Origin of the sequence: Oleiphilus messinensis (assembly GCF_002162375.1) — a bacterium.
GTDB lineage: Bacteria > Pseudomonadota > Gammaproteobacteria > Pseudomonadales > Oleiphilaceae > Oleiphilus > Oleiphilus messinensis.
The window spans coordinates 1,345,346-1,369,968 of the sequence record NZ_CP021425.1 but is presented as its reverse complement, the minus strand read 5'-3'; the positions used below and the strand labels follow the sequence as shown (position 1 = coordinate 1,369,968).

18 protein-coding genes are annotated in these 24,623 nt (G+C 48.1%); 10 read left to right on the top strand and 8 right to left on the bottom strand.

What is annotated here, in order from left to right; genetic code table 11:
* Positions 1-42: 42 nt before the first annotated feature.
* Both rpsP and ffh read right to left on the bottom strand, forming a co-directional pair.
* On the bottom strand, positions 43-279 hold the full coding sequence (rpsP, locus tag OLMES_RS05970) for a 30S ribosomal protein S16 (RefSeq protein WP_087460423.1): 237 nt from the start codon (positions 277-279) through the stop codon (positions 43-45).
* Positions 280-422: 143 nt separating this feature from the next.
* Complete coding sequence (gene ffh, locus OLMES_RS05965; protein WP_087460422.1) at positions 423-1,802, bottom strand: signal recognition particle protein; 1,380 nt, start codon at positions 1,800-1,802, stop codon at positions 423-425.
* A 552-nt stretch (positions 1,803-2,354) separates the two neighbouring features.
* Between ffh and OLMES_RS05960 the strand changes: the two genes are divergently transcribed.
* From OLMES_RS05960 to OLMES_RS05945, 4 genes are all read left to right on the top strand, one after another.
* On the top strand, positions 2,355-3,158 hold the full coding sequence (locus OLMES_RS05960; protein ID WP_087460421.1) for a cytochrome C assembly family protein: 804 nt from the start codon (positions 2,355-2,357) through the stop codon (positions 3,156-3,158).
* Between the two features lie 53 nt (positions 3,159-3,211).
* Positions 3,212-4,468: an HlyC/CorC family transporter gene (locus tag OLMES_RS05955; protein WP_087460420.1), complete on the top strand. Its 1,257-nt coding sequence runs from the start codon at positions 3,212-3,214 to the stop codon at positions 4,466-4,468.
* A gap of 198 nt (positions 4,469-4,666) precedes the next feature.
* Positions 4,667-6,970, top strand: a complete 2,304-nt coding sequence (locus OLMES_RS05950; RefSeq protein ID WP_087460419.1) for a DUF1631 domain-containing protein — start codon at positions 4,667-4,669, stop codon at positions 6,968-6,970.
* Between the two features lie 209 nt (positions 6,971-7,179).
* Positions 7,180-8,025 (top strand): energy transducer TonB family protein, encoded by an 846-nt coding sequence (locus tag OLMES_RS05945; protein WP_087460418.1) that lies wholly within the window; start codon positions 7,180-7,182, stop codon positions 8,023-8,025.
* Between the two features lie 88 nt (positions 8,026-8,113).
* Here OLMES_RS05945 and grxD read toward each other — a convergent pair whose 3' ends face one another.
* A complete protein-coding gene (gene grxD, locus OLMES_RS05940) occupies positions 8,114-8,437 on the bottom strand; it encodes a Grx4 family monothiol glutaredoxin (protein WP_087460417.1) in 324 nt (107 codons plus the stop codon).
* A 102-nt stretch (positions 8,438-8,539) separates the two neighbouring features.
* Positions 8,540-10,162, bottom strand: coding sequence for a hydantoinase B/oxoprolinase family protein (locus tag OLMES_RS05935; RefSeq protein ID WP_087460416.1), 1,623 nt, complete (start codon positions 10,160-10,162; stop codon positions 8,540-8,542).
* A 285-nt stretch (positions 10,163-10,447) separates the two neighbouring features.
* On the opposite strand from OLMES_RS05935, the gene OLMES_RS05930 reads away from it, so the two are divergent.
* The 3 genes from OLMES_RS05930 to OLMES_RS05920 all read left to right on the top strand — a co-directional run bounded on the left by OLMES_RS05930 (position 10,448) and on the right by OLMES_RS05920 (position 13,769).
* The gene (locus OLMES_RS05930) at positions 10,448-11,656 is read left to right on the top strand and encodes an aspartate aminotransferase family protein (protein ID WP_087460415.1); all 1,209 of its coding nucleotides are present in this window, start codon (positions 10,448-10,450) and stop codon (positions 11,654-11,656) included.
* Between the two features lie 75 nt (positions 11,657-11,731).
* A complete protein-coding gene (argF, locus tag OLMES_RS05925; protein WP_087460414.1) occupies positions 11,732-12,640 on the top strand; it encodes an ornithine carbamoyltransferase in 909 nt (302 codons plus the stop codon).
* 85 nt (positions 12,641-12,725) lie between these two features.
* On the top strand, positions 12,726-13,769 hold the full coding sequence (locus tag OLMES_RS05920; protein ID WP_087460413.1) for an ABC transporter ATP-binding protein: 1,044 nt from the start codon (positions 12,726-12,728) through the stop codon (positions 13,767-13,769).
* Positions 13,770-13,841: 72 nt separating this feature from the next.
* Here OLMES_RS05920 and glpK read toward each other — a convergent pair whose 3' ends face one another.
* Positions 13,842-15,326 (bottom strand): glycerol kinase GlpK, encoded by a 1,485-nt coding sequence (gene glpK / locus OLMES_RS05915; protein WP_087460412.1) that lies wholly within the window; start codon positions 15,324-15,326, stop codon positions 13,842-13,844.
* A gap of 422 nt (positions 15,327-15,748) precedes the next feature.
* Between glpK and glpD the strand changes: the two genes are divergently transcribed.
* Positions 15,749-17,371: a glycerol-3-phosphate dehydrogenase gene (glpD, locus tag OLMES_RS05910; RefSeq protein WP_087460411.1), complete on the top strand. Its 1,623-nt coding sequence runs from the start codon at positions 15,749-15,751 to the stop codon at positions 17,369-17,371.
* A gap of 201 nt (positions 17,372-17,572) precedes the next feature.
* Here glpD and OLMES_RS05905 read toward each other — a convergent pair whose 3' ends face one another.
* Both OLMES_RS05905 and OLMES_RS05900 read right to left on the bottom strand, forming a co-directional pair.
* On the bottom strand, positions 17,573-19,135 hold the full coding sequence (locus tag OLMES_RS05905; protein ID WP_232465271.1) for an ATP-binding protein: 1,563 nt from the start codon (positions 19,133-19,135) through the stop codon (positions 17,573-17,575).
* Positions 19,136-19,230: 95 nt separating this feature from the next.
* Positions 19,231-19,980 (bottom strand): response regulator, encoded by a 750-nt coding sequence (locus tag OLMES_RS05900; protein ID WP_087460410.1) that lies wholly within the window; start codon positions 19,978-19,980, stop codon positions 19,231-19,233.
* 432 nt (positions 19,981-20,412) lie between these two features.
* Here OLMES_RS05900 and OLMES_RS05895 point away from each other — a divergent pair, with 432 nt between their 5' ends.
* Both OLMES_RS05895 and OLMES_RS05890 read left to right on the top strand, forming a co-directional pair.
* The gene (locus OLMES_RS05895) at positions 20,413-21,207 is read left to right on the top strand and encodes a GNAT family N-acetyltransferase (RefSeq protein WP_087460409.1); all 795 of its coding nucleotides are present in this window, start codon (positions 20,413-20,415) and stop codon (positions 21,205-21,207) included.
* A gap of 154 nt (positions 21,208-21,361) precedes the next feature.
* Positions 21,362-22,249 carry a lysophospholipid acyltransferase family protein gene (locus OLMES_RS05890; protein WP_087460408.1) on the top strand — a complete coding sequence of 296 codons (888 nt, stop codon included), beginning with the start codon at positions 21,362-21,364 and terminating at the stop codon, positions 22,247-22,249.
* On the opposite strand, the gene OLMES_RS05885 is transcribed toward OLMES_RS05890, so the two are convergent.
* Positions 22,228-24,456: an acetyl-CoA hydrolase/transferase C-terminal domain-containing protein gene (locus tag OLMES_RS05885; RefSeq protein WP_087460407.1), complete on the bottom strand. Its 2,229-nt coding sequence runs from the start codon at positions 24,454-24,456 to the stop codon at positions 22,228-22,230. The genes OLMES_RS05890 and OLMES_RS05885 overlap by 22 nt on opposite strands.
* Positions 24,457-24,623: the final 167 nt, after the last annotated feature.

The window sequence follows — 24,623 nt, the reverse complement described above, 5'->3', positions numbered from 1 at the left end:
TTTTGCCTACACCTAATACCAAATACGAATAAATCGAAATAATTAACCTTGCTTCAGCAGGCTTTTAACGCGATCAGAAGTCTGAGCGCCACGCTCCAACCAAAACTGTACGCGATCACGATCAATGCGCAGACGCTCTTCTTGGCCGCGTGCGATTGGGTTAAAGAAGCCAACACGCTCGATAAAACGACCGTTACGTGCATTTCGGCTGTCTGCAACAGTCAAGTGGTAAAATGGACGTTTCTTAGAGCCACCACGAGCTAAACGGATTGTAACCATCTCGCTAAATATCCTGTAATAAATAAGTAAAAAATAATACGGTTCACGAAAGGGCGCATATTGTAGGGTAAAATTATTCAATTGAAAACCTTAACCTGTAAAAAAAACACTCGAAAATCGGGAACCTGTTAACATACATGAACTTACATGCGACCCATCGGAGGAAAACCTCCACCAGGCGGCATCATCCCCTTCATGCCTCGCATCATATTGGCCATCGAGCCTTTTTTGGAGAACTTTTTCATCATTTTCTGCATCTGCTTATGCTGCTTCAACAGACGATTAATATCCTGAATTTGCGTGCCCGAGCCCAGCGCAATACGCTTCTTGCGGGAATTACTGATCACGTCTGGAAATGAGCGTTCTTGAGGCGTCATGGAATTGATCATCGCTTCCATCTGAGTCAGCATTTTGTCATTGACATGCTCTTGCGCCATTTTGCCGATCTGCCCCATCCCAGGCAGCTTATCCAGCAAACCAGCCATGCCCCCCATATTTTTCATTTGCATCAGCTGATCGCGGAAGTCTTCCAGATCAAAACTCTTACCTTTCTTGATCTTTTTGGTGAGCTTCTCGGCCTTTCCTTTATCCAGCTTGCGCTCCGCCTCCTCGATCAGGGACATCACGTCCCCCATCCCCAAAATCCGGGAAGCTATACGATCGGGGTGAAACGGCTCAAGAGCATCGGTCTTTTCGCCCATCCCCATAAACTTGATAGGCTTACCAGTGATGGCACGCACCGACAACGCAGCACCACCACGCGCATCGCCATCCGCCTTGGTCAGGATAACCCCGGTTAACGGCAAGGCATCATTAAATGCTTTTGCAGTATTGGCCGCATCTTGCCCGGTCATTGAATCGACAACAAAGAGTGTCTCGATTGGGTTGATCGCACTATGAAGACGCTTGATCTCGGTCATCATATCCGCATCGATATGCAATCGACCGGCGGTATCGATAATAACCACATCGATGAACTTACGTTTCGCCTCCGCTATCGCGCCCTCGGCAATATCCACCGGATCCTGATCGGATGAGCTTGGAAAAAACGTGGCCTTTACATCCCCCGCCAGCGTTTCCAATTGCTTAATCGCCGCGGGCCGGTATATATCAGCACTCGCAACCAACACAGACTTCTTGCGACGCTCTTTAAGGAACCGGGCAAGCTTCGCGACAGAAGTGGTTTTACCTGCGCCCTGCAAGCCCGCCATCAACACCACTGCGGGCGGCTGGGTATTGAGTTTAAGATCTTCACAGGCTTCACCCATGACTTTCACGAGCTCGGCATTTACAACCTTGACAAATTCCTGTCCTGGCGTGAGGCTGCGCTGCACTTCCTGCCCTACAGCTCTGTTCTTGACATCCTCAATAAACGATTTGACAACCGGCAACGCAACATCAGCCTCGAGCAGAGCCATACGAACTTCGCGCAGAGCATCCTTAATGTTGTCTTCGGTTAATTTCGCCTGGCCGGTAATCTTGCGTAGACTATCCGACAGGCGATCGGTTAAATTTTCAAACATATTGATCAACTCTCGTTAACATTCAGGCCCCCGAATCCATTGCACTTTCCCGAAGACAATCGAGAAGGCTCCAGCTACACCACATTGCCAGTCAAATCCCATTGATGATCAAAGAGCGAGCCGTGACAGGAGGCGATGTGAGCTTGCAGTCGATGCGATTGATAGCATAATCACTTTCGCACCGATTGGAGTCACTCGCTCCTGCTGACCTGCACATTTGCTGCAGAACAGGTAAAGCAGTTAAGATTTGTGAGGAGACTATAGTATTTATAAGCAATGGCGGATTATATACGAACAAAAAGACAATGAGAAACCGATAACCACCCAGCAATTTGCTAAAGCCTACTGGCAATACATCTGGAGCCATGTAAAATGCGAGATTCAAGGTGTATTCGTTCGCGGGAGTTTATAAAAAAGTGTTATGCAAACAACAACGTCGATAACCAGCGATACTTGAGAACAGGTTTTCATGCCCGCTTGACCGCGACCGATCATGAAGAACTACACCGAAACACTTAACTTAATCCGACCAACTCATATTAAAGATCACACATGAACATTCTGCTTCTTGGTCTTTCTTCGGCAACACTCTATTTGTTCGGTACAATTTACCAGTGGCTCGTATTCAACCGCAAAATTGAAAGCCGGACATTCATTAGCCTGACCACTGCCGCACTGGCAATATTAAGTCATGGCGTATTGACCATTGTACTCATTAGAACCGAGCAAGGCCTGGATTTCAGTTTTTTTAAGGCCTCTTTACTCATTGCCGTTCTCGTCAGCACGACACTTTTCGCGCTGAACTTTAAAAAACCAATGCAGAATCTGATCTTGGCCGCCAATCCAATCTGCATTATTACTATTATTTGCGTTTTAGCTATCGATGTCCCATCACACCAACTTGAAACACAAAGTGCCGGCATCCTTACCCATATCACGCTCTCGGTTTTCGCTTATAGTGTATTCACCCTTTCGGCAGCCCAGGCTGCATTACTTCACCTGCAAAACCAGGCCCTTAAAAAACACTCAAGCCACTTGATCTTGAAAAATCTCCCCCCACTACAGACCATGGAACGAGTATTGTTCGAACTGCTGACTACCGGTGTCGTGCTGCTCGGACTGGCGATCGTGGCAGGCTTTCTCTTTGTGGACGACATTTTCGCGCAACACCTGGTCCACAAAACGGCATTTTCACTACTCGCGTTTATGTTGTTTGCAGTGTTACTGGGTGGCCGAAAGCGCTACGGCTGGAGGGGCGCTACAGCCAGCAAATGGACCCTATGGGGTTGCCTTTTCCTGATGCTTGGCTATTTCGGGAGCAAGTTTGCACTGGAATTTTTACTCAGCAAGCGCTAAAAACGAAAGCAACAAACCAGAACAAACCTTAAACAATATGGATAACCACTAAGTTGAACGACGCATCGCTGTATCTACTGTTCTCGATCCTGGGCGTACTGATTGTCTTATCCGGCTTTTTCTCAAGCTCGGAAACCGGAATGATGTCATTAAACCGTTATCGCCTGAAACACTTGAAAAAAAGCGGACACAAAGGCGCCATCCGAGCCAGTAAACTGTTGGCCCGGACAGACCAACTGATTGGGGTCATTCTGATTGGCAATAACTTTGTTAATATTCTGGCATCCTCCATCGCTACAATTATTGCGATTCGACTCTGGGGTGATGCCGGCATCGCCATTGCCACAACCATTCTGACGATCGTGATCCTGATCTTCGCCGAAGTTACGCCCAAAACGATAGCAGCACTTTATCCCGAACGCATCGCCTTCCCGGCATCGATTCTACTCATCCCCCTGCTAAAACTGCTCTACCCCTTTGTCTGGGCAGTCAACCTCATCACCAACGGGTTACTTAAACTGCTCGGCATCAACAGCACTGCCAACCAGAAAGATCACCTCAGCCGCGAAGAATTGCGTACCCTTGTCAACGAAGCCGGAGCGTTAATTCCCAAGAAACACCAAGATATGCTGGTCGGAATACTGGATCTGGAGAAAGTCACCGTAGATGACATAATGGTTCCGAGAAACGAGATAATTGGCATCGATATTGAAGACGATCTTGATGAAATAATTCGCCAGATTCGTGCCTCTCAACATACTCGACTGCCAGTATATCGCAAAGATATGAACGACGTTATCGGCATACTCCACCTCCGAAATCTGGCTAAATTTTTTACCTCCGAAGAAAAAAACAAGGCAATACTACTGCAAGAGTGTCGCGAGCCTTATTTTATACCCGAGGGAACCCCCTTACATACTCAGCTGTACCACTTTCAAAAGCAAAAACGTCGAATCGGCATTGTCGTGGATGAATACGGTGATGTTCAGGGCATTGCAACACTGGAAGACATTCTGGAAGAGATCGTTGGTGAATTCACAACAGACTTTTCAGCCAACAGCCCAGATATCACACCACTGGAAGGCAACGGATTTCTGGTGGATGGCACAACGACAATTCGCTATGTCAACAAACGGCTCGGCTGGAAATTGCCGATGAGCGGCCCAAAAACAATGAACGGCTTGATTATTGAGTATCTGGAATACATACCTGACAACCCAATATGCCTGACCTTGCACAACCACCGCATTGAAATAAAACATGTGAAGGACAATTTCATCAAAACAATCAGGGTATTACCTGATGACTGACCACAAAAACAAACCTTGAGCCCTGACACTTGTTCCCGGCCCCGAAAAAATTAAGTATTTTTTCGGGAAACATTTTGTTTAACCTGGAAACTCTATGTATACTAGTTAGTAATAGTACTCACAAAAAATAACAAAAAATCTCTAAGCAACGTTGACTCGGTATCATAACAGGTTGAGTTATTCCCGTGGGAGCGGTAAATGTCTAACTTGTCCAACATCGCCGACAAGGATCGTGATGTTAACAGACAAACGATCAATCTGGCCGAAGTGAAGCATATCAATCAACTACTTCAAATTGTTCTGCGCCAGATCACAAAGGTCTTGAACCAGGGCTTTGAAACGATCGATGACTCTTTTTTTGATATGGCCAATATGGCTCGTAGCAATAATGAGCAAAGTCGTTACTTTGATGCCATGCGAGAGGTACGATTAAAGCGTAAAGGTATCGAGTCGTTCATTCAGGATCGCCTAACAGAAGCATTTTCGGGAACCCTGAACCCGGCCTTCCACTCTGCCGCATCAACCCAGCAAAATCTACGCAGCTGCAGCATCGACGAGCTCACACTGGTTGATAGCGATGACTTGGAAGCTCAAGTCGCAACAGAAACAACGTCGACCAATATACGCACGACTTATCAGGGCGCACTTCTACAGTTTCAAAATCGCATTGTAGAACTCTATCGACGCAGTGCAAATGCCCAGGCTCCAACCCCCTTGCACCCGGACATATTCTGCACCATCATGGCTGCAGGGTTCGATGATCTCGACGTCGACATCAAAGAAAAATTACACGTTCTCAAGCACTTCGGCACTATTTGTACGCAGCGATATGGTGAAATCCTTGAAACCGCCAACGCACACTTGATCAGCCTAGGAATTCTACCCAACCTTAGCTTCAAAGCGACCGACAGCGGCCCCCCAGCTCAGACTGAAATCGCCACTGCAGCTCAATCCTGGGTGGGCGAAATTACAGAAACAGAGAAAAGAATTCAAGCCGAGTCTGTCGAGGCGGAAGAAGACAGCATCGAAACTCCGATTGAAAACCCGCTAGACTATCTACGCACTCTGCTGGCAGAATCACGATCCAACACCTTAAGTGATAGTGACACACCTCCGCCGCAAACCAAACGGGACGTGTTCCAGAATAATGAAGTCCTGTCCATGCTGAATCGCCTGCAACAGGACAACCTTGATCGCTATACAGCATCAATTCAACAACAAAACCTGAACCCACGGGATCAGCTCATTGACATTCACCGGGCAGCTCAAGCACTGGTACAGGAAAAATTTGCACAGCAAAATTCGCAGGGAACCTCCCGTCCTCAGGAGGCAGAGAAGACGTTCTCTCAAACCGATGACGATATTATCAATCTAGTGTCTATGTTATTTGAGTTTATACTCGATGATTATAACCTTGCCCCCCCGATACAGGCCCAGATTTGTCGATTACAGATCCCCATCCTGAAAGTGGTCTTGAAAAATCAGTCCTTTTTCAACAAAAGCACGCATCCTGCCCGAAAATTGTTAAACACCCTGGCAAAATCAGGCATTGGCTGGAACGAAGCCCAGCGGGACAAACGAGACAAACTCCTGGAACAAATCCAGTACGTCGTGCGACGAATACTGGATGAATTTGATGGCGACATCAACTTGTTTGAAACACTCTACGTGCACTTTAATGCCTTTCTGGAAAGCGAAGAAAAGCGTGCGGCATTGATAGAAGCACGCACCAAACAGGCAGAATTGGGCCGCTTGAAAACACAGCAGGCGCAATTAACCGTAAAAGACACACTCAAGACCCTGACCCAAAATACCAACCTTCCAGCCGCTGTGCTTGATCTACTGGAAAATGGCTGGAGCCGGGTAATGTTTTTGGCTTACCTTAAAGATGAGCAGGAACAACAATGGGAAGACAAACTGCGAACTGCGAAAGAGCTCGTTTGGTGTATGCAACCCCATGCTGATGCTGCAGCCCGGGAACGATGGGCGAAGGTGGTACCCATTCTGTTAAAACGCCTGAAGAAAGGCCTACAGGATGTCTCGTACCACACAGTAACAATCGATGAGCAACTCGATCTATTGAAGCAAGAACTGACTGACCGCTTCAAACACCCCGAACATCAAACAACCAAACCCGAAGTGATGTTTGAGCATGATTCTGCGCTAAACATAACGTCAGATACAGCCCTGATAACTGAAGATCAGGATCCCGCTTCCATTGCCAGCATAAACAACATCGAAGAAGGCGACTGGCTTGAGCTCCCCCTCATTAATGGCAACTTGTTTCGCTGCAAACTTTCAGCAATCATGAAAGACACCGACACCTATATTTTTGTAAATCGGACCGGCCTGAAAGTCATGGAAAAAAGCAAGTCAGAATTGGTTAAAGACTTAACTGAAGGCCGCCTGAAAATCCTCCAACAAGGACACCTTGTGGACCGCGCACTGAACGCAGTGACCTCGAATTTAAGGAAAATGGCGACCAGAGCGCAAACCGCTTAGCTATTTCCTGATAGTATTTACCCCTGAAGCTTGAGAACAATGATAAGACTAAGCTTGGTGACCAGAGCAACCCATTTAACAGCCGAACATGCAAAAAACCTTTAAGCGCAGTGACACTGGCGAACTTAAAGAACAATTGAAACTCTAATCTGAAACGAACCCCCATTCATCGCGGAAGACTGGAGCTGCAGTTCAATCTGAGACAATGTATGCATGACTTTGACACCAATAGAACTTATCGCATTGCCTTCTCGATGGCGATAGCCCTCGTCGTCCATGCAACCGCGGTTGCGTTATTTCGAAACCCGATACAAGTGCATGACAAGTACACCGCAGACCCCATTCAGATTACTCTGGCAACCAACGCATCCAAGCAAACTCAACTTACACAGTTGAATCCCGCTCCAACAAAACCGGATCAACCTCCCCAAGTGCAACCCACCCCCCAAGCAAACACACCGGCGCAGCTTACGACTTCTGCTAATACGACTCGCAAGGTTACAGACAATCGAACTCAGGATGTTGCAGGAACAGTAAACAGGAACACCAATCCAGACAAACCACCGACACAAAACCTGAAAGATCACGTTCGAATTACCCAACCCACATTCCATACACCCGAAGCCAACACCAGTCGGCAACTGGAAAACCAGACCAGAACAGACCAACTCAACCAGCTGGATAAACTCTCGACTTTATTTGAAAGTAAATCCCCAGCGGCTGCAGAAACCAGCATCCAAAGCGCCAAGATGCACCCGCTTTTACCCGCATACGAGCTGGAACTGCGTGTTCACCTGGCAAAATCACAGTACCATGACAAACTTTATCCATTTAGCCGGCTGCAACAACCCCGCTCAGTAATAATGAGCATACAACTACTCTCGAATGGCGCTTTAAAAAATGCGAGTATTGCGATTCCCAGTGGCGATCCGGACCTGGATCAAGCAGCATTACGATCAGCACTTTCTGCGAGCCCCTACCCACGCCCACCAAAAACTGATGCAAAAAAAGGCTTTCGTTACGAAATTGATGTGAAATATGTACCCAGAAACTAGGGCCTACCGACTGAATACAGGCCCCGCTGCGAACGGGGCAACAGCACAAAGATAGACAATGTGCTGGAAGGAATACAGAAGTTAAAACTTAAGCGGATGCACCCACTGCATCTTTAACCATTTTCTGCAGCTCACCACTCTCGTAGAGCTCACCGATGATATCACAGCCACCTACAAGCTCACCCTTGATATAAAGCTGGGGGTACGTTGGCCAGTTTGAATACTCTTTCAACTTCTCACGCAACTCAGGATGCTCCAGAATATTCACAAACGCAAAGCGCTCACCACACGCCATCAGAGACTGGACGGTACGAGCAGAGAAGCCACACTGGGGAGCCTGAGGGGTTCCTTTCATGTACAACAAAACATCATTACCGCTCAATTGTTCTTTAATCGTATCGATGACATCCATCAAAATTCACCTTTCTGAATATACACATAACCCTACGGAGTGCTTATCGTTTCAATCACTCCATCTGGCCCTAGTTTACCCTGTTATACCTGATTAATACAGTCAGTCTTTGTCACCCCAACCACCACCACCTGGCGTTTGTATCGTGAGCAGATCACCAATCCCCAATTCAAAACGACCTTTATCCGCAACAGGCACCCCGTTAATCCGGTTCAAACCTGGCGCACCATCTTGACCACCATTAACGCCTTTGGGTGCAGTTGCCCGCCGCTCAGTCAACAGCGTCACCTCCGCAGGCGCTAAAAACACATAGCTGCGATCAATCCCGGCGCCCCCCGCCCAAAGACCCGCACCCCGCGAATCACGCCGAATACCGTAACGCTCAATACGCAGAGGATAATGCAACTCGACACTCTCAATTGGTGTATTTAGTGTATTGGTCATATGGCTATGAACCGCATCCAAGCCTGCGCCCAGCCGATGCGCACCGACACCGCCGGCAAGGGTTTCGTAGTAATCCCATCGCCCCCCGCCGGGCAACCTTCCCCCCATAGCAACATTATTCATTGTGCCCTGACTTGCAGCGGGAATGCGTTCCGGCAAAACAGACTGCAATGTAGTCAAAATCAAATCGACGACTCGACTGCTGGTTTCAACATTTCCAGCAGCGACTGCAGCAGGTGGAAGGGCGTTTAGCAAACACCCCTTTGGTGCTTTTATCTCAATAAAGTGGTAAAGCCCGGCACAAGAGGGTGCATAGTCTGGCATCAAACAACGGACCACATAATAAACTGCAGCTGCAGTTACACTGAGGGGGCAATTGATGTTCCCTTCCACCTGATCACTGGTACCCGAGAAATCAAATGTCATTCTGTCCGGCCCGATCTCCAAGCACAATTTCAAAACAATATTGCTGGCTCCCACCCCATCGGAATCCATAACATCCTCCCCCCGGAACACACCTCGAGGGAGCACTTTCAAGCGTTCGCCAGCCAACTTTCGGGCATATCGATTTAATTCAGCCACACCCTGCTCAAACTGCTGAACTTGAGACGCCTGAATCACTTCTGACAGTCGCGCCACCCCCGCTTCGTTGGCACTCATTTGGGCAAGAAAATCCCCCAACACCACACTATTTTCAAACCGCTCGCGCCCTGTCCCTGACTCTTCCGTCGTCAACCGCTCTTCATCACCATCACCATCACCATCAATATCACCATCCCCCAATATGGACGCCAAAACTGCGAGAGTTTTTTCCTGAAGCACGCCACTTCTCTTGAGAAACTGAGGCGCAATGACAACCCCCTCTTCATGCAATGCTCGAGATATCGGCATCGACCCGGGAGAATCCGCGCCAATATTAGCGTGGTGAGCCCGATTGACCACAAACGCGAGAAGCTCACTCCCGACAAACAATGGGGAAACCACAGTAACATCCGGTAAATGTGTTCCGCCCCGATATGGGTCATTCAAAACCAGAATATCCCCAGCCTGCCAACGCACCGCACCAACAATATCCCGCATCGCGTAGGCCATACTGCCGAGATGAACCGGAATATGGGCTGCCTGGGCCAACAACTCACCATTGGCATCGAATATTGCACAGGAAAAATCCAGTCGATCTTTAATATTGGGCGAGAAAGCAGCACGCCTAAGCACCGCTCCCATTTCCGTGCACACCGACTCAATTCGACTTGAAAAGACCGCTAATTCGATCGCATTCATCCAATTCTCCAAATAATCGTTCCATATGGCCATTGATCAACGCATAAGACCAATCTATACTTGCCTTTTACCACGCTACACCGGCGTTGCTGTTACCCGAGTCAATTTATACTAATATCGATCCGGATCACAGCTTACGTAGCTCCGAAAGCGCAAGTAGCTCAAATCATACGCAGCCAATATCGTACGTCGCCATAAACGTAAACAGTGTAGCCAGAAAATAATCGTTTAAAAACAAGGCAGCAGAAACGCTGCCTTTTTATTTTGTAATTGAGGTTTATTGTTATGACAGAACAACCCGTTATGAACACCTATGGCAGACAGCCCATTGCATTTGAACGCGGTGAAGGTGCCTGGTTGTTCGATACTAACGGCAACAAGTTCTTTGATACCATCAGTGGTATCGCGGTTTGCGGACTTGGACATGCACATCCCAAGGTGGTCAAAGCCATCTCTGACCAGGCGGGCCGCTTGATGCATTGCTCGAACCTTTACAACATTCCTCTTCAGACCACACTTGCGGATCGATTGAAAACGATAACCGGGATGGAAAAAACATTCTTCTGCAATTCGGGCGCTGAAGCGAATGAAGCCGCCATAAAAATCGCAAGGCTTTATGGGCACAAGCAAAACAAAACAACCCCGGCAATCATCGTGATGGAAGGCGCCTTCCATGGTCGCACCATGGCAACGCTGTCAGCAACTGGCAACCGAAAAGTACAAGCTGGTTTCGAACCCCTCCTCAGTGGTTTTGTCCGGGCACCTTTTAATGACATTAAAGCCCTCGAAAATATCGCGAAGTCCAACCATAATATTGTCGCCATCATGATGGAACCTGTACAAGGAGAAGGTGGCGTCAACCTCTGTGACCCGGATTACCTGCAAGCAGTCAGAGATCTTTGCGATAAGCATCAGTGGCTACTGATGTTCGACGAGGTTCAAACAGGTAATGGTCGCACCGGAGCGTACTATGCGTTTCAGCGCTTGGGCGTACGTCCGGATGTCATGACCACCGCAAAAGGACTCGGGAACGGTTTCCCGATTGGCGCTTGCCTGGCTGGCGAAAAAGCAGCAAACATTTTGATGCCGGGCAGTCATGGTTCCACTTTTGGCGGCAACCCGCTTGCCTGTGCTGCGGCGCTGGCAGTACTGGACACGATAGAAACAGATAAGCTCGCAAATCGGGCCAAAGAGCTCGGTAGCCGCATTTTGGAAAACTTCAGGCTGGAATTCGAAGGTGCCGATTACATCAAGGATATCCGTGGCTTCGGCATGATGATTGGAATCGAACTGAAGGACCCGTGCCCGGAATTGGTTCCTCTCGCCAAAACTCAGGGCCTGCTGCTCAACGTAACGAACGATCGCGTTATTCGCTTGCTGCCACCACTGATTCTAACCGATGATGAAGCAGATCTTTTGGTCAGTTCGATTGTGCAACTGGTTAAAGTTTATGCGGGCGATGACAGAAAACGCCCCAGACCTAACAGCGATTAAACCTGAAGACGCAAAGATTTCATTCGGCGCGCACTCTTGAATTAAAGCTTAGACCCAATACGGAAATACAAAACTATGGCAGTTAGACACTTTTTAACCTTAAATGACCTCACCCCAGCCGAATTGGAAGCAGTCATTAAGCGCGCCATTGAGTTAAAAAAGATGAACCAGGAAGGCGCTGTGTTCGAGCCTTTCAAGAACCGGGTCATGGGCATGATATTTGAAAAATCGTCGACCCGCACACGAGTGTCTTTCGAGTCCGGCATGGCTCAATTCGGAGGCCACGCAATCTTCCTTTCACCGCGGGACACCCAATTGGGCCGCGGCGAACCAATCGAAGACAGCGCACGAGTTCTTTCCCGCATGGTCGATATCATCATGATTCGCACATTTGAACACGAGAAAATTGAGCGCTTTGCGGCCTACTCAAACGTCCCGGTTATTAATGCATTAACTGATGACTACCATCCTTGCCAGTTGTTGGCCGACATTCAAACCTACGTTGAGCATCGTGGCAGCATAAAAGGGAAAGTGGTTGCCTGGATAGGTGACGGAAACAACATGTGCAACTCCTACATCAACGCCGCAGCACAATTCGATTTCAAACTGCAAATCGCCTGCCCAAAAGGCTTTGAACCCATGCAGTCCCTGGTCGCAGCGAATGCCGACCGCGTAACGGTCGTTTCTGATCCGGAAACAGCGCTAAAAGATGCCAATCTTGTTGTAACTGACGTATGGGCATCAATGGGGCAGGAGGAAGAGCAACAAGAGCGCATTAACGCCTTCCAGAACTATCAAATCAGCCCAGAGCGAATGAGTCTGGCCGCACCAGACGCGCTATTCATGCACTGTTTACCTGCACACAGGGGTGAAGAAGTCAGTGAAGATATGCTCGATCACAGCAGTTCGGTTGTGTGGGATGAAGCGGAAAACAGGCTTCACGCACAAAAAGCGTTAATGGAATTTTTACTCCAACATTCGTGATCACAACTTTCCCGAAGTACTGATCTGCTTGCTCTTGTACCCCGTTTAAGGGTACTGAAGTGAAACCGCAAAGGTATTAAATGCGATGACAGAGTTGCTTGAGCTGAATGAAATCGAATGTCAGTATGAAGGCCAGATTGTAATATCCGGCCTGAACCTTACACTGAGAAAAGGCGATATTGGATGCCTGCTTGGCCCCAGTGGTTGCGGTAAGTCGACCATATTACGAGCAATTGCAGGTTTCCTCCCCCTTTCGAAAGGGAGCATCAGTCTACGAGGCCAAACAATATCCTCACCCGACACACTCTGGCCACCGGAAAAACGCAAGATAGGAATGGTATTTCAGGACTACGCTCTATTTCCACATTTGACGGTAGTGCAGAACGTTGCATTCGGTTTGCACAAACACCCTAAAAAAGCACAATTCCAGCAAGCGTTGAAGCAACTTGAACTTGTCGACTTAAAAGAGCTGGCAAACCGCTACCCACATGAACTTTCCGGCGGTCAACAACAACGTGTAGCGCTCGCACGAGCGCTTGCACCAGAACCTGACTTGATATTACTTGATGAGCCATTCTCCAACCTGGATGCCGAGCTGCGAAAGTCCCTTAGCCTCAATGTTAGAGATATTCTCAAGCAACTGGGTACAACCGCAATACTGGTGACCCACGATCAGCACGAAGCCTTCGCAATGAGTGATGCGGTTGGCGTACTCAAAGATGGCATCGTGCAACAATGGGATACACCGTTTAACCTTTACCACGAACCGGCGAATACATTTATCGCCACCTTCATTGGCCAGGGTTCATTTATACCTGGCAAAATGAAAAACCACGATACGATCGTCACCGAACTCGGTGAAATTCAAGGTAATCGGGCCTATCAATGGGAATCCGGAACAGCCGTCAATGTGTTAATCAGGCCTGATGACATTATCTTGGACGAGCATTCTCAGCTAACCGCGGCAATCATTAACAAAACTTTCGCAGGCACATCCACTTTATACCGTCTTCGCCTGGGAAGTGGCACTCAAATTGAAAGCCTTCTGCCTTCGCATCAGGATTACTACGTGGGCGAACAAATCCCAATCCGGGTGGCTGCAGATCACCTCATTGCCTTTCAACACTGAGGCGATCTCGAGTCTCCACCAACGCCCTAATGTCAGGCCTTGGTGGTTAATGTTAGGTCCTAGTGATTTATTTTAGTGGCTGCGTCTGACCCGCTCGACGCTGTCCAGCCAGCCACCATAGAGACGCTCCCGAATGTCCGGCGACATAGATGGCTCAAAACGTTTTTCACATGCCCATAGCTCCGCGATTTCATCAAGCGTCTCGAACCAGCCCACCTTCAGTCCGACCAGATACGCAACACCAAGAGCCGTCGTCTCGGTAACTTTGGGTCGATCTACGGGCACATTTAATATGTCCGCCAGGAATTGCACAACCCAATCATTGACCACCATTCCCCCGTCAACACGTAACGCTTTGTAGGTAGCACCGTCATTACGCATTGCGCGAACAAGGTCTTTGGTTTGGTAACAAACCGACTGCAACCCGGCAGTCACAACCTCGGCAATACCCGTGTCGCGAGTTAAACCCATAATGGCCCCTCGAGCATGAGGGTCCCAAAATGGAGCACCTAACCCGGTAAATGCCGGAACCAGATAAACACCATTATTAGCGCCGGTTTCTTCCGCCAACTTCAAACTCTCTGCGGCATGATCAATCAACTTGAGCCCATCACGTAACCACTGAATAGTTGCCCCGGCGATAAAAATGCTACCCTCAATCGCATAAGTGGTCTTACCATTTAAACGATAAGCAACGGTAGTAAGTAACCGGTTCTCCGATCGTACTAACTCTTCCCCGGTATTAAGAATCAGGAAACAGCCCGTGCCATAGGTGCTTTTTGCCATCCCCGGCTGAAAACAGGCTTGACCAATCAGAGCCGCCTGCTGATCTCCGGCAATTCCGTACACTGGAACGGCCTGCCCCAGCAACTCTGGTGCTGTCGCACCAAAGTCATCACAACTGTCAAGCACCGCAGGCAACACTGACTCCGGAACGTTAAACAGTCGTAGCAACTCCGAATCCCAGCATTGATCTTTAATATTGAATAACGAAGTTCGTGAGGCGTTGGTGGCATCGGTATTGTGCTTTGCACCGCCAGTCAAACGCCATAACAAAAAAGTATCAATCGTGCCGAATGCCAGCTCGCCTTTTTCTGCTCTGGCCCGGGCACCATCAACATGATCAAGAATCCAGCTGATTTTAGTCGCTGAGAAATAGGGATCGACCAACAAACCGGTTTTTTCGACGATAACCCCTTCACAACCATCGCGACGCAGTTGCTCACAGGTATCTGCCGTTCGCCGGTCCTGCCAGACGATGGCTTTATAGATCGGCTTACCGGTTGCACGTTCCCATACTACGGTGGTCTCACGTTGATTGGTAATACCAATCCCTGCTATTTCTGTGGCTGCCACGTCCGCTTCCTGCATTGCCTTCCGGCATGTCGCCAAAGTCGATTCCCAAATTTCCTCAGGGTCATGTTCAACCCAGCCATCATGGGGGAAATACTGCTTAAACTCTTGCTGGGCTACGGCTACCGTTTCCCCTTTCCGATTAAAAAGGATGGCGCGGGAGCTCGTTGTCCCCTGATCAATCGCCAGCACATATTCCTTCATAGTCTCTCTCGTCATAGTCAACAATTTCGATCATATACTTCTCAACCACATTGATCATGCATCAATCAAAATATGGTTTGATTTTCATTTTTGAACATCATAGTCCGGACGGTCTAATTTACAACCAATTAACCGGCAAAATGTTAAGCGTGTTCGAATATACATTCATATTCGAACAATTTTAAGCGTAATAGAACAACTAGTCAGATTTTGTTGCCGTAAACATCCAAAATAAAACCTTATACGAACTTTATTTGAGCAAATTCGCAAACAGAGCAGAAAATATGTTCATCTTATCTTCTTTTTTTCATTGTCATTGAAAAGAAACGTGGAAGTGATCAAATAATGGGAATTGTATTTTCGTTTATTTTCTTTAATAATATATTTAAATTCGTTTTAGAGATGATTCAGAGAGCAAAACTATGAGCGATCGCAATCAAAATCCACTTGATACCTCTCCTTCTGAAGTTGATGTTTTTGTTGTCGGCGGCGGAATTAATGGCGTAGGTATTGCCACAGATGTTGCAGGCAGGGGCCTTAGCGTAACCCTGTGTGAACAAAATGATTTGGCCTCAGCAACATCTTCTGCCAGCAGCAAACTCATTCATGGTGGATTGCGCTACCTCGAACACTACGAATTCAGATTGGTCAAAGAAGCCCTGGCTGAACGTGAAATTTTACTGAAACAAGCTCCACACCTGGTTCAGCCTTTGCGCTTTACCCTCCCCCATGAACCGCACTTACGACCGTTCTGGATGATTCGCACCGGCTTGTTCCTCTATGATCATCTAAGCAAAAGAATCACTTTGCCGGGCACAAAGTCAGTTCGATTTGACGGCAGCAGCCCACTTACCGGCGAGATTCGGAAAGGTTTACAATACTCTGACTGCTGGGTTGATGATGCCCGCCTTGTCATTACCAATGCATTGCAGGCTCAGCGTCATGGCGCAACCATCATGACCCGCACAAAATGCATTGCAGCGAAACGCATTGAGTCCGAAAAGCGTTGGTCCATCACCTTACAGGATGTTCACACCGGTCAAGAGCGAACAATTAAGGCTCGAGCACTGGTCAATGCCGCAGGCCCTTGGGTAACACAATTTATCAAAGAGGGTTTGCAAGCCCGCCCTGTGCGCAATATCCGACTGATCAAAGGCAGCCACATCATCGTTCCAAGGTTTCATGACTACGAAGGGGCTTTTATCCTGCAGAATACCGATAACCGGATTGTGTTTGTTCTCCCCTACCAAGACGACTTCAACCTGATTGGTACCACCGACAAAGAGTATGTGGGCAACCCCTCAGAGGTCGCAATTGACCAGGAAGAAATCAACTACCTGACCTCGGTTGTCAACAGCCACTTCAAACACCAGATCAAGTCTACGGATATAGTCGCAACTTACTCCGGTGTCAGACCCTTGTGCGATGATGAGTCCAATGACCCATCTGCAGTGACTCGGGACTACACCATGGAATTGGAGACGGCTCAAGATGACATGCCACTGCTCTCCATATTTGGTGGCAAACTCACCACCTATCGAAAGCTTGCAGTGGCTGCGACTGAACGTCTCCGCCCGTTTTTTCCGGATATGGGTCCGAACTGGACACACAATACGCCCCTGCCGGGAGCATCAACAGGAACTCGCACCGTAAGTGATATTACGAACACCATACGGGAGGTGCACCCCTGGCTACCGGAAATCATGCTGAAGCGCTATTCGAAAAGCTACGGGCTACTGAGCCTGAAGTTCCTGAAGAACGCCTGCAAACCAGAAGACTTGGGTGAACTTTTTGGTGCAACACTTTATCAGCGGGAAGTTGACTATTTAATTGATGAGGAGTGGGCGTTATCTGTGGAAGATATTGTACAACGTCGAAGCAAACTGTTCTTGCAACTCAATGATGCGGAGTTGCAGAGATTGTCCGAATACCTGAATCAGCGATTAGCGCGCCAGCAGCCTGAAGCGCAACATCAAAAACCGGAACAAAAAGCGGAAACAGAACGCAAATCAACGGCAGAAAATACTGAGAGTTTGTCAGCTTAACTTTAAATTTATGCTTACCTTACATAAATTTACATAAAACGACACAACTTAAACAGACCCCCTTGCAGAGCATATACCATAATGATTTTTGTAAGGGATGACTCTTTGAGGTTGTAGTTCTTATGAACTTTCCTTGTTTCATTTTCTCTATTGTTTAAAAGGGGCTTATGCCCCTTTTTTTTGTCAAAAATTTCTTCCGCTTCATTGACGCCGAGGCCACACCAGGGTGAATTTTGCCCCCCCCATGTCGCTTCGCCCCAAAAATGCCTGACCACCATGCCAGTACAAAATACGTCTCACTATGGATAAACCCAGACCATAACCTCCAGAACTACGGGTGCGACTGTCATCCAGACGGGCAAACGGGGTAAATACCTTCTCCCAATCCTCCTCGGGAATGCCGGGGCCATCATCTTCAACATCAACACGACAGGTCGCTTCATCCAGGGAACATACAACTCTGACTGTAGCAGCACAATAACGGGTTGCATTACCTACCAGATTCTGGATTGCACGATGTACATAACGAGGTTCGACCTGCGTCATGCTCCAGCGATCCGTATCCCCCTGAAACTCGGCAATTATTTTCAAATCAGGCTTGGTGCTGCTTTGCTCGGCGACCACTTGATTTACAATATCGACAATGTTGATATCCTGAATGGAGAGAATTGGCCCCCCCTGCTCAAGTCGGGCATAGGTTAGAATTTCATCAATTAATTCGTCCAACTCTTGTATATCATTATCGATTCCCAAAAGTTGCTTGTTGACGGCATCCTGATTAGGACAATCCTCAATCATCTGGACACCGAAGCGTATCCTCGCAACAGGAGTACGCAGCTCATGAGAAACCGCATGAATCATTTCCCGTTGCACCAGTACCAGTCGCTGTATATGTTCAGCCATGCTGTTAAAAGCCCCCCCAAGGCGAGCCAAAGCATCTAATTTACTCACCTTGACCCGGGCATCAAGTTCACCACGGGCAATTCGACTTGCGACAGTCTCCAGGCTACGTAATTTATCGGTGAGTGAATCCAGAAGAAAATACACGGCAACCGAGAGCAAGCCAGATACAGTAATGAACAGCATTAACATAATAGGCCAGGCAAAAGGATGAAATGGCTCGCCGAGCTGAACCCGCAGGATTTCCCCAGACTCGAGCCGCTTGAACCATATCAAAGGCTCGGAATCACTCTCCCGGAACACGCCACCACCGGAATCCGCCACGGCCTCCATTACGGATGTCGAGGGAAAATCGGAGACCTGACTCACCACGCTGACCTCCACAGCAAACCAGCCAGCCAGCTTTTCAATTGTTTCCTGTAAATTCCGCTCCGAGCCATGGCTGAGCTGATAACTGATTATATTGATTGTGGCCTGTGCCAAATCCTCATAAAGGTCTGGAAAAAAGCCGACCAATACATATTTATCACTCAACTTTTTGAAGACATGGGTGCCTGCTGCAGAATCCCGCACCAGAGTCTGCCCCCAGCCCAGTCGTTCAACCCCGACGTCGTCAAGGCTCAACTCTTGAATCGGGACGACCTGTAGGCGACTTCCATTCGATAAAACACTATTGAAATAGGATACCCCGGTATCCTGCTGCATGGATGATACCATCCAATCGAAGAGAGGTTTGGCTGTGTTGACCTGAAAGTGTTCGTGACGAACCGTATTCACACCAGATATGAGGATGTAACAGAGAATGCCAACAGCGAGAACGGATAACAATAACCCGCTCGACACCCTCAGGAATAACGTATTCACAATTCTCGAGTCCTAAAAGGGGGTGTAGCAAAAGGGAAAAGCCGCTGGTACCGATAACGCAGAGGGAACATCGTTATCGGTACGATCATTTCAACTCAGGCTTCTTTTACGAAGAGATAGCCTTTACTACGCACAGTTTTAATGCGCTTGGGATGCACTGGGTCATCACCAATCTTTGGCCGGATACGTGAAACGCGGACATCAATCGAACGATCCTGACCGTCATATTCAATCCCCCGAAGTGCCGTAAAGATTTCTTCCCGGCTCAACACATTGCCGGCATTACTGGCCAACAACCACAGGAGATCAAACTCGGCGCTGGTCAAATCGATGCTCTCATCGTTCAACCATGCCTCACGCATGGCTTTATCCACAACGAGATCATTGAACACCAGCCGGGTCTGCTCTCCTTGATCTTCATCAGATGCCGCTGCAGACTCTGCACCGCTACCCCCCTGTTCCTTGACACGCCGTAATAGCGCACGAATCCGCGCCAAAAGTACCCGCGGGCGCACTGGTTTAGAGGTGTAATCATCAGCCCCCATTTCCAGCCCCAAAACCTGATCAAGATCATCGGTTCTGGCTGTCAACATAAGAATTGGGCCGGAATAAAAAGGTCTGACCCGTCGACAAATAGACAAACCATCTTCACCCGGGAGCATCAAATCCAGCACAACCAGATCCGGTTTCTCATTCTTGATTCGTTCAACAGCGTGCGCTCCATTTGGCTCCACTCCGACGATCAGACCATTGGTTTCCAAATATTCCTTGGTCAGGTCAGCCAAACGCTCGTCGTCCTCAACAATGAGAATTCTCCAAGCTTCATTTTGATCTACACTATCCATTCGCTTATCTTTTTATATAGTTGGTTGATAAATTTAGGGGAAACTCCAGCCCTGCCCCGTACCCCACCTGCACATTTAATATCACTCTCAGTCAGGTGCGGTTATACTCCTTCAAACAGCTCTCCCAGCCGAATTTAACCTCGTTAGATGTTGCGCCAGTGGCGCTTTCACCACACCCCACATGACACAATTTCGGACTGAACTTCTTTTAGTATACATGCTGTTTCGAAATTTACATGAAATTGCCCCAATAATTCAGTTTTTTATCTTAATTTAAGAACACTTACAAAGATTCTGATTTCTGGAACATTCCCTGTTTTAAATATTGACGACTTGATCAAATATCAAACTGTCATCTAAGCGACAACAGAACGTCATCCAATTGCAATTTTCTCTTCATAGTATCCTCGAAAACCTCAACGAGAAAACAACATGCAGAATCTAAAAACCCAAACGAGCACGTCACGCAGTCTCTCAGTTCGCGTTGCCGACAGCGCAGAACTGATCGAGCAGGCGCAACGTCTTCGTTACGACGTTTTTACCGCTGAATACGGCGCAACCATTAACTCCTCCGAGAACATTGACCAGGACCGATACGATCCGCACTGCAAACACCTGATCGTTCTGGACGAAAGCGCGAATCGGGTCATTGCAACGACACGAATTCTGGTATGTGAATCCGCCCACGAGTTGGGGCAATATTATTCCGAGAGTGAATTCGATCTAACCAACATCAAGGCATTGAATGGCCGGATCATGGAAATTGGCCGCACCTGTGTTCACGCCTCCTTCCGAAATGGCGGAACACTCACGCTATTGTGGTCCGGTATCGCTCAGTTTCTATTGGAGAATGACTACCAGTATCTGGTCGGTTGCGGTAGTGTAAGTATGAGCGACGGCGGCTACCAAGCCTGGCTGATCACCCAAAACCTGAAAGAAAACTACCTTTGTGAACCACATCAGAGCGTAACCCCCAAGCGCCCACTCCCGCACCTGGCTTACCTCTCTGACAAAGAATGCGAACCTTCAGATGCGGCACTCAAAACCGCTGAACGCATTAAATCTGTCAGCATTCCGCCACTCATAAAAGCTTATATGCGCCTTGGTGCCAAGGTCTGTGGTGACCCCTGCTGGGATCCGGAATTCAAATGTGCCGATTTATTTATTTTGTTAGATGTGGATAATCTGTCGCCTCGTTACAAGAAACATTTTTTGAAGACAGCTTAAAACACAAACAATCACGGCATGTTGAAAAACATCAGGGTTATTGGCGTGTGACCCCCTTTCCAGACCACGGCCTGCCTCGCAAGCATATTTTGCCTGTATGGCTATGCTTGCAGGAAGAACATAGTCTGATGCAATAGGATAGCCTCGCCCCCTGATGGATCTAGACCAGGCCACTATACCGTTCGTTATTATGCTCGCAAACGCCCGACGCCTTGTGCGTATTTTGTTATTTGCTCTATTTCTAACACTCTGTATTTCTACCGCTCTCCTGTTCCGTGTTGCCGATATTGTTGTTCGGCGTCACCTGGACAGAGCCTATGTTGCCCGAATTTATCTTAAATGGTTATGTCGCCTCTGTGGCATGCGGCTACAGGTACAGTTCGCCCCGGATTACAATCACTCAAAACAGGCCAGCCTCGTCAACCAGCCAAATGGGCTAAAGCATATTCGCGGTCACCTCATCATTAGCAATCACGTTTCATGGCTGGATATCCCCGTGCTGGGCTCACAAGCGCCACTCAAGTTTTTATCTAAAGCAGAAGTACGGAACTGGCCAGTGATCGGACTGATTGCCGGAGCAGCAGGTACACTTTTCATCAAACGCGGAAGCGGGCAATCAGAATCAATCAAGCATCAGATTCAGGAAAAACTGGCGCAAAACCAGAATGTTTTGGTATTTCCGGAGGGGACAACATCAGATGGAACCAGCATCAAACGAATGCACCCCCGTCTACTGGCTTCAGCGTGTAACGCAGAGAAACTTATTCAGCCTCTCACGGTCATGTATCTGGATGAAGACAATCGCCCCAGCCGTATTGCACCGTTTATTGGAGACGATGAATTTCACAAACACGTCTGGAGATTATTTGGACAAGCGCGGGTGACAGCCGTAATTGAAATCCACCCCCCCGTAACAGTCACCCCGGAAACAGACATTGCCGAGGTGACTCACAAGATTCAGCAGAGGATGCAAGCCAGCATTGAAAGAAGACTTGGAAGCCAGCCGCTTCAGCGCCTCGATCAAGCCTCGATCGCGCCTTGATTTAACAGTTCCGCCACCAGAAGTTTGACTTCCAGCTTTGCTTTGAAATCTGAAGCGTGCTCCATATCCATACGCTTTAGCAAGGGCATCGCCTGAAGTGGAATTTCCCGCACTCTCAGGGCTGACCATATGGCCTTGATCAGCCCCGCTCGGGTCGCGGTTCTGGCTTTGAGCGCCTTCAGAGCTTTGCCCAGTTTCAACTCGTCGTCAGTAAAGTCACAACCAAAGGGAAACGGCTCGAAATCCCCTTTGGCACGGTATTTTTGCAAAATGGACATCAAGCGCTCCGGCGTATTCTGGCGATACGCCTCGGGCAGCACATAATCTGCCGGAACCTTACCCGCCGACTTCGCCTGACTGAGTAATTCGTCCTGAAAGCGGGAATCCGCAATCTTGATCAGTTCAATATAAACATCTTTATCTGGCTTGCCCAACAGGTCTGCAATGCCGTATTCCGTTACAACAATATCCCGCAAATGACGCGGAATTGTGGTGTGACCATAACTGAACACAATATTGGATAATGTTTTCCCACCGCTCTGTCGTGTCGACTTCAACTTCAAAATAGAGCGCGCATCATCAATTTCGTGAGCCATTGCCACAAAATTATATTGCCCCCCAACACCACTCACTACTTTACCATTCGCCAAACCATCGGATACCGCCGCACCACCGAGCGTGTACATCATGGTCGAATTAATAAAGCGCGCATGCTTGCGCTGCGCAACTTTAATTTTCTGATCGCCCAGCGGGTGGTCATACAGGTGGTTGATATAATTTACACTGGTCATGCATATTTTCGCTTTTTCCGCTTCGGAAAGATCGTGCAGAATGTCGTAGAATTGCTGAGGACCAAGGAAAAAGCCACCATGCATGACAATGCCACCTGTTAACGACTCGCCCAGGCAGAATTTTTTTATCCGCTGACGATTTTCGCCATCATTCAGATCAGAACCAATGATCTCAGTTCCTGCAATCAGAGATCCACCTTTGAACTCTACGCTGTCTTTGAAAATCCCCCACTTTTTGAGGTATTTAACATCTTTCAGGTGTAAACGATCTGAAATCACTTCGTTTTCAACAAGCGTATCCAGCATCGACAGATCAACCTGGGTCGTTATTTTCTCGGCATTCATCAGGCTTTGCAGGTTTAAGTCATCAAAAACCTGCTTCTTCAATATCCCGGCTTTGAAAAGATACACAAAGCCGTCAACCATCATTTCACTACAGCCGTACAGGCCTTTACTGAATTGACCCACACCGCCAATCTCATCCACCACAGGGAACTTCTCACGCAGCTGCAACTCATCAACCAGCTGAACATAGTCATCATTCTTCTGCTCTCGCATCAAGGTCGCATTAACCAGAGCACTCCCCAGAGAACCGATGCCGACCTGAAGCGTGCCATCATCTTTGACCAATGTGCTGGCATTAAATCCGATAAAATGATCAACCGGCGAAATTGCCATATTCGGTGCGGCGAAAAGTTTGCAATCGTAAGCCTTGTTATCCACCATAAAGTCAAACTCATCGGCCTCAACCTGAGCATGATTCCCCATAAATGGCAATTGATTGTTCACCTCACCCACCACGGCAATTTTCTTACCCTGTTGTTCCAGTTTCCTCAACGCAGGTACGATATCCAGGCCGGTATCCGGGTTACAACTCAAACTATAAACAACTCGCCCATCGACTTCTTTTTTGGCCACCATTTGCGCGACGACATTGACCCCGTTGCGTACCAGATCACGCACAGCATGGGTATAGTTCGTGCTGATGTAATTCTGCTGCTGGCTTTTGTTATTCAGAAAACTGCCCGCCTTGAAAAAGAACTCGGACACCTGAATATTCGGGGGTAGTGCATTACGCCGCAGATCTTGCATGTATTCGATATCCGGGATATCACCAAACAGGCGCTGGGCAAATGGCCCTAAAAATTTTTTCTCAAGTGGGCTGCTGCCTGACGGTTTCTCCAAGGTCAGCGCTGTCGCAATATGCAGCTTGATTGAATTGTCCTGCTTGGCCCGACGATACAGGGCGTTCACGAGATGGATGGGTTTACCCAGTCCCAACGGCATGCCGAACGTAATGTCTTTTCCGACTTTTTCAATGATGGCATCGACACACTGCTCAACATCAGGAAATGACCTGCACTGAGGGTGTTTGTGATCCTGCCCCTGCGTTTGGGTAAGTTTTGCTGTTCTCATGTGACTCTTCCGCTTCCGTTATTTATTGTTTTGGCGTTCCAGGCAATGGCTTTATTGCCATTGGCTCCGACCCTGGTACAGTATGCCAAACTCACACTAAACATCGATTGACAGTCGTCAAATTAGCAACGACCTTGGGGCACGCGAACGGATGTTTCGAGACGTCC

What these genes read in the sequence shown, in the direction of transcription:
- rpsP (WP_087460423.1), bottom strand. Translation starts at nt 279, where the DNA reads ATGGTTACAATCCGTTTAGCTCGTGGTGGCTCTAAGAAACGTCCATTT.
- OLMES_RS05900 (WP_087460410.1), bottom strand. Translation starts at nt 19,980, where the DNA reads ATGGATAGTGTAGATCAAAATGAAGCTTGGAGAATTCTCATTGTTGAG.
- argF (WP_087460414.1), top strand. Translation starts at nt 11,732, where the DNA reads ATGGCAGTTAGACACTTTTTAACCTTAAATGACCTCACCCCAGCCGAA.
- grxD (WP_087460417.1), bottom strand. Translation starts at nt 8,437, where the DNA reads ATGGATGTCATCGATACGATTAAAGAACAATTGAGCGGTAATGATGTT.
- glpK (WP_087460412.1), bottom strand. Translation starts at nt 15,326, where the DNA reads ATGAAGGAATATGTGCTGGCGATTGATCAGGGGACAACGAGCTCCCGC.
- OLMES_RS05890 (WP_087460408.1), top strand. Translation starts at nt 21,362, where the DNA reads ATGGATCTAGACCAGGCCACTATACCGTTCGTTATTATGCTCGCAAAC.
- OLMES_RS05885 (WP_087460407.1), bottom strand. Translation starts at nt 24,456, where the DNA reads ATGAGAACAGCAAAACTTACCCAAACGCAGGGGCAGGATCACAAACAC.
- OLMES_RS05950 (WP_087460419.1), top strand. Translation starts at nt 4,667, where the DNA reads ATGTCTAACTTGTCCAACATCGCCGACAAGGATCGTGATGTTAACAGA.
- glpD (WP_087460411.1), top strand. Translation starts at nt 15,749, where the DNA reads ATGAGCGATCGCAATCAAAATCCACTTGATACCTCTCCTTCTGAAGTT.
- OLMES_RS05935 (WP_087460416.1), bottom strand. Translation starts at nt 10,162, where the DNA reads ATGAATGCGATCGAATTAGCGGTCTTTTCAAGTCGAATTGAGTCGGTG.
- ffh (WP_087460422.1), bottom strand. Translation starts at nt 1,802, where the DNA reads ATGTTTGAAAATTTAACCGATCGCCTGTCGGATAGTCTACGCAAGATT.
- OLMES_RS05895 (WP_087460409.1), top strand. Translation starts at nt 20,413, where the DNA reads ATGCAGAATCTAAAAACCCAAACGAGCACGTCACGCAGTCTCTCAGTT.
- OLMES_RS05920 (WP_087460413.1), top strand. Translation starts at nt 12,726, where the DNA reads ATGACAGAGTTGCTTGAGCTGAATGAAATCGAATGTCAGTATGAAGGC.
- OLMES_RS05960 (WP_087460421.1), top strand. Translation starts at nt 2,355, where the DNA reads ATGAACATTCTGCTTCTTGGTCTTTCTTCGGCAACACTCTATTTGTTC.
- OLMES_RS05930 (WP_087460415.1), top strand. Translation starts at nt 10,448, where the DNA reads ATGACAGAACAACCCGTTATGAACACCTATGGCAGACAGCCCATTGCA.
- OLMES_RS05945 (WP_087460418.1), top strand. Translation starts at nt 7,180, where the DNA reads ATGCATGACTTTGACACCAATAGAACTTATCGCATTGCCTTCTCGATG.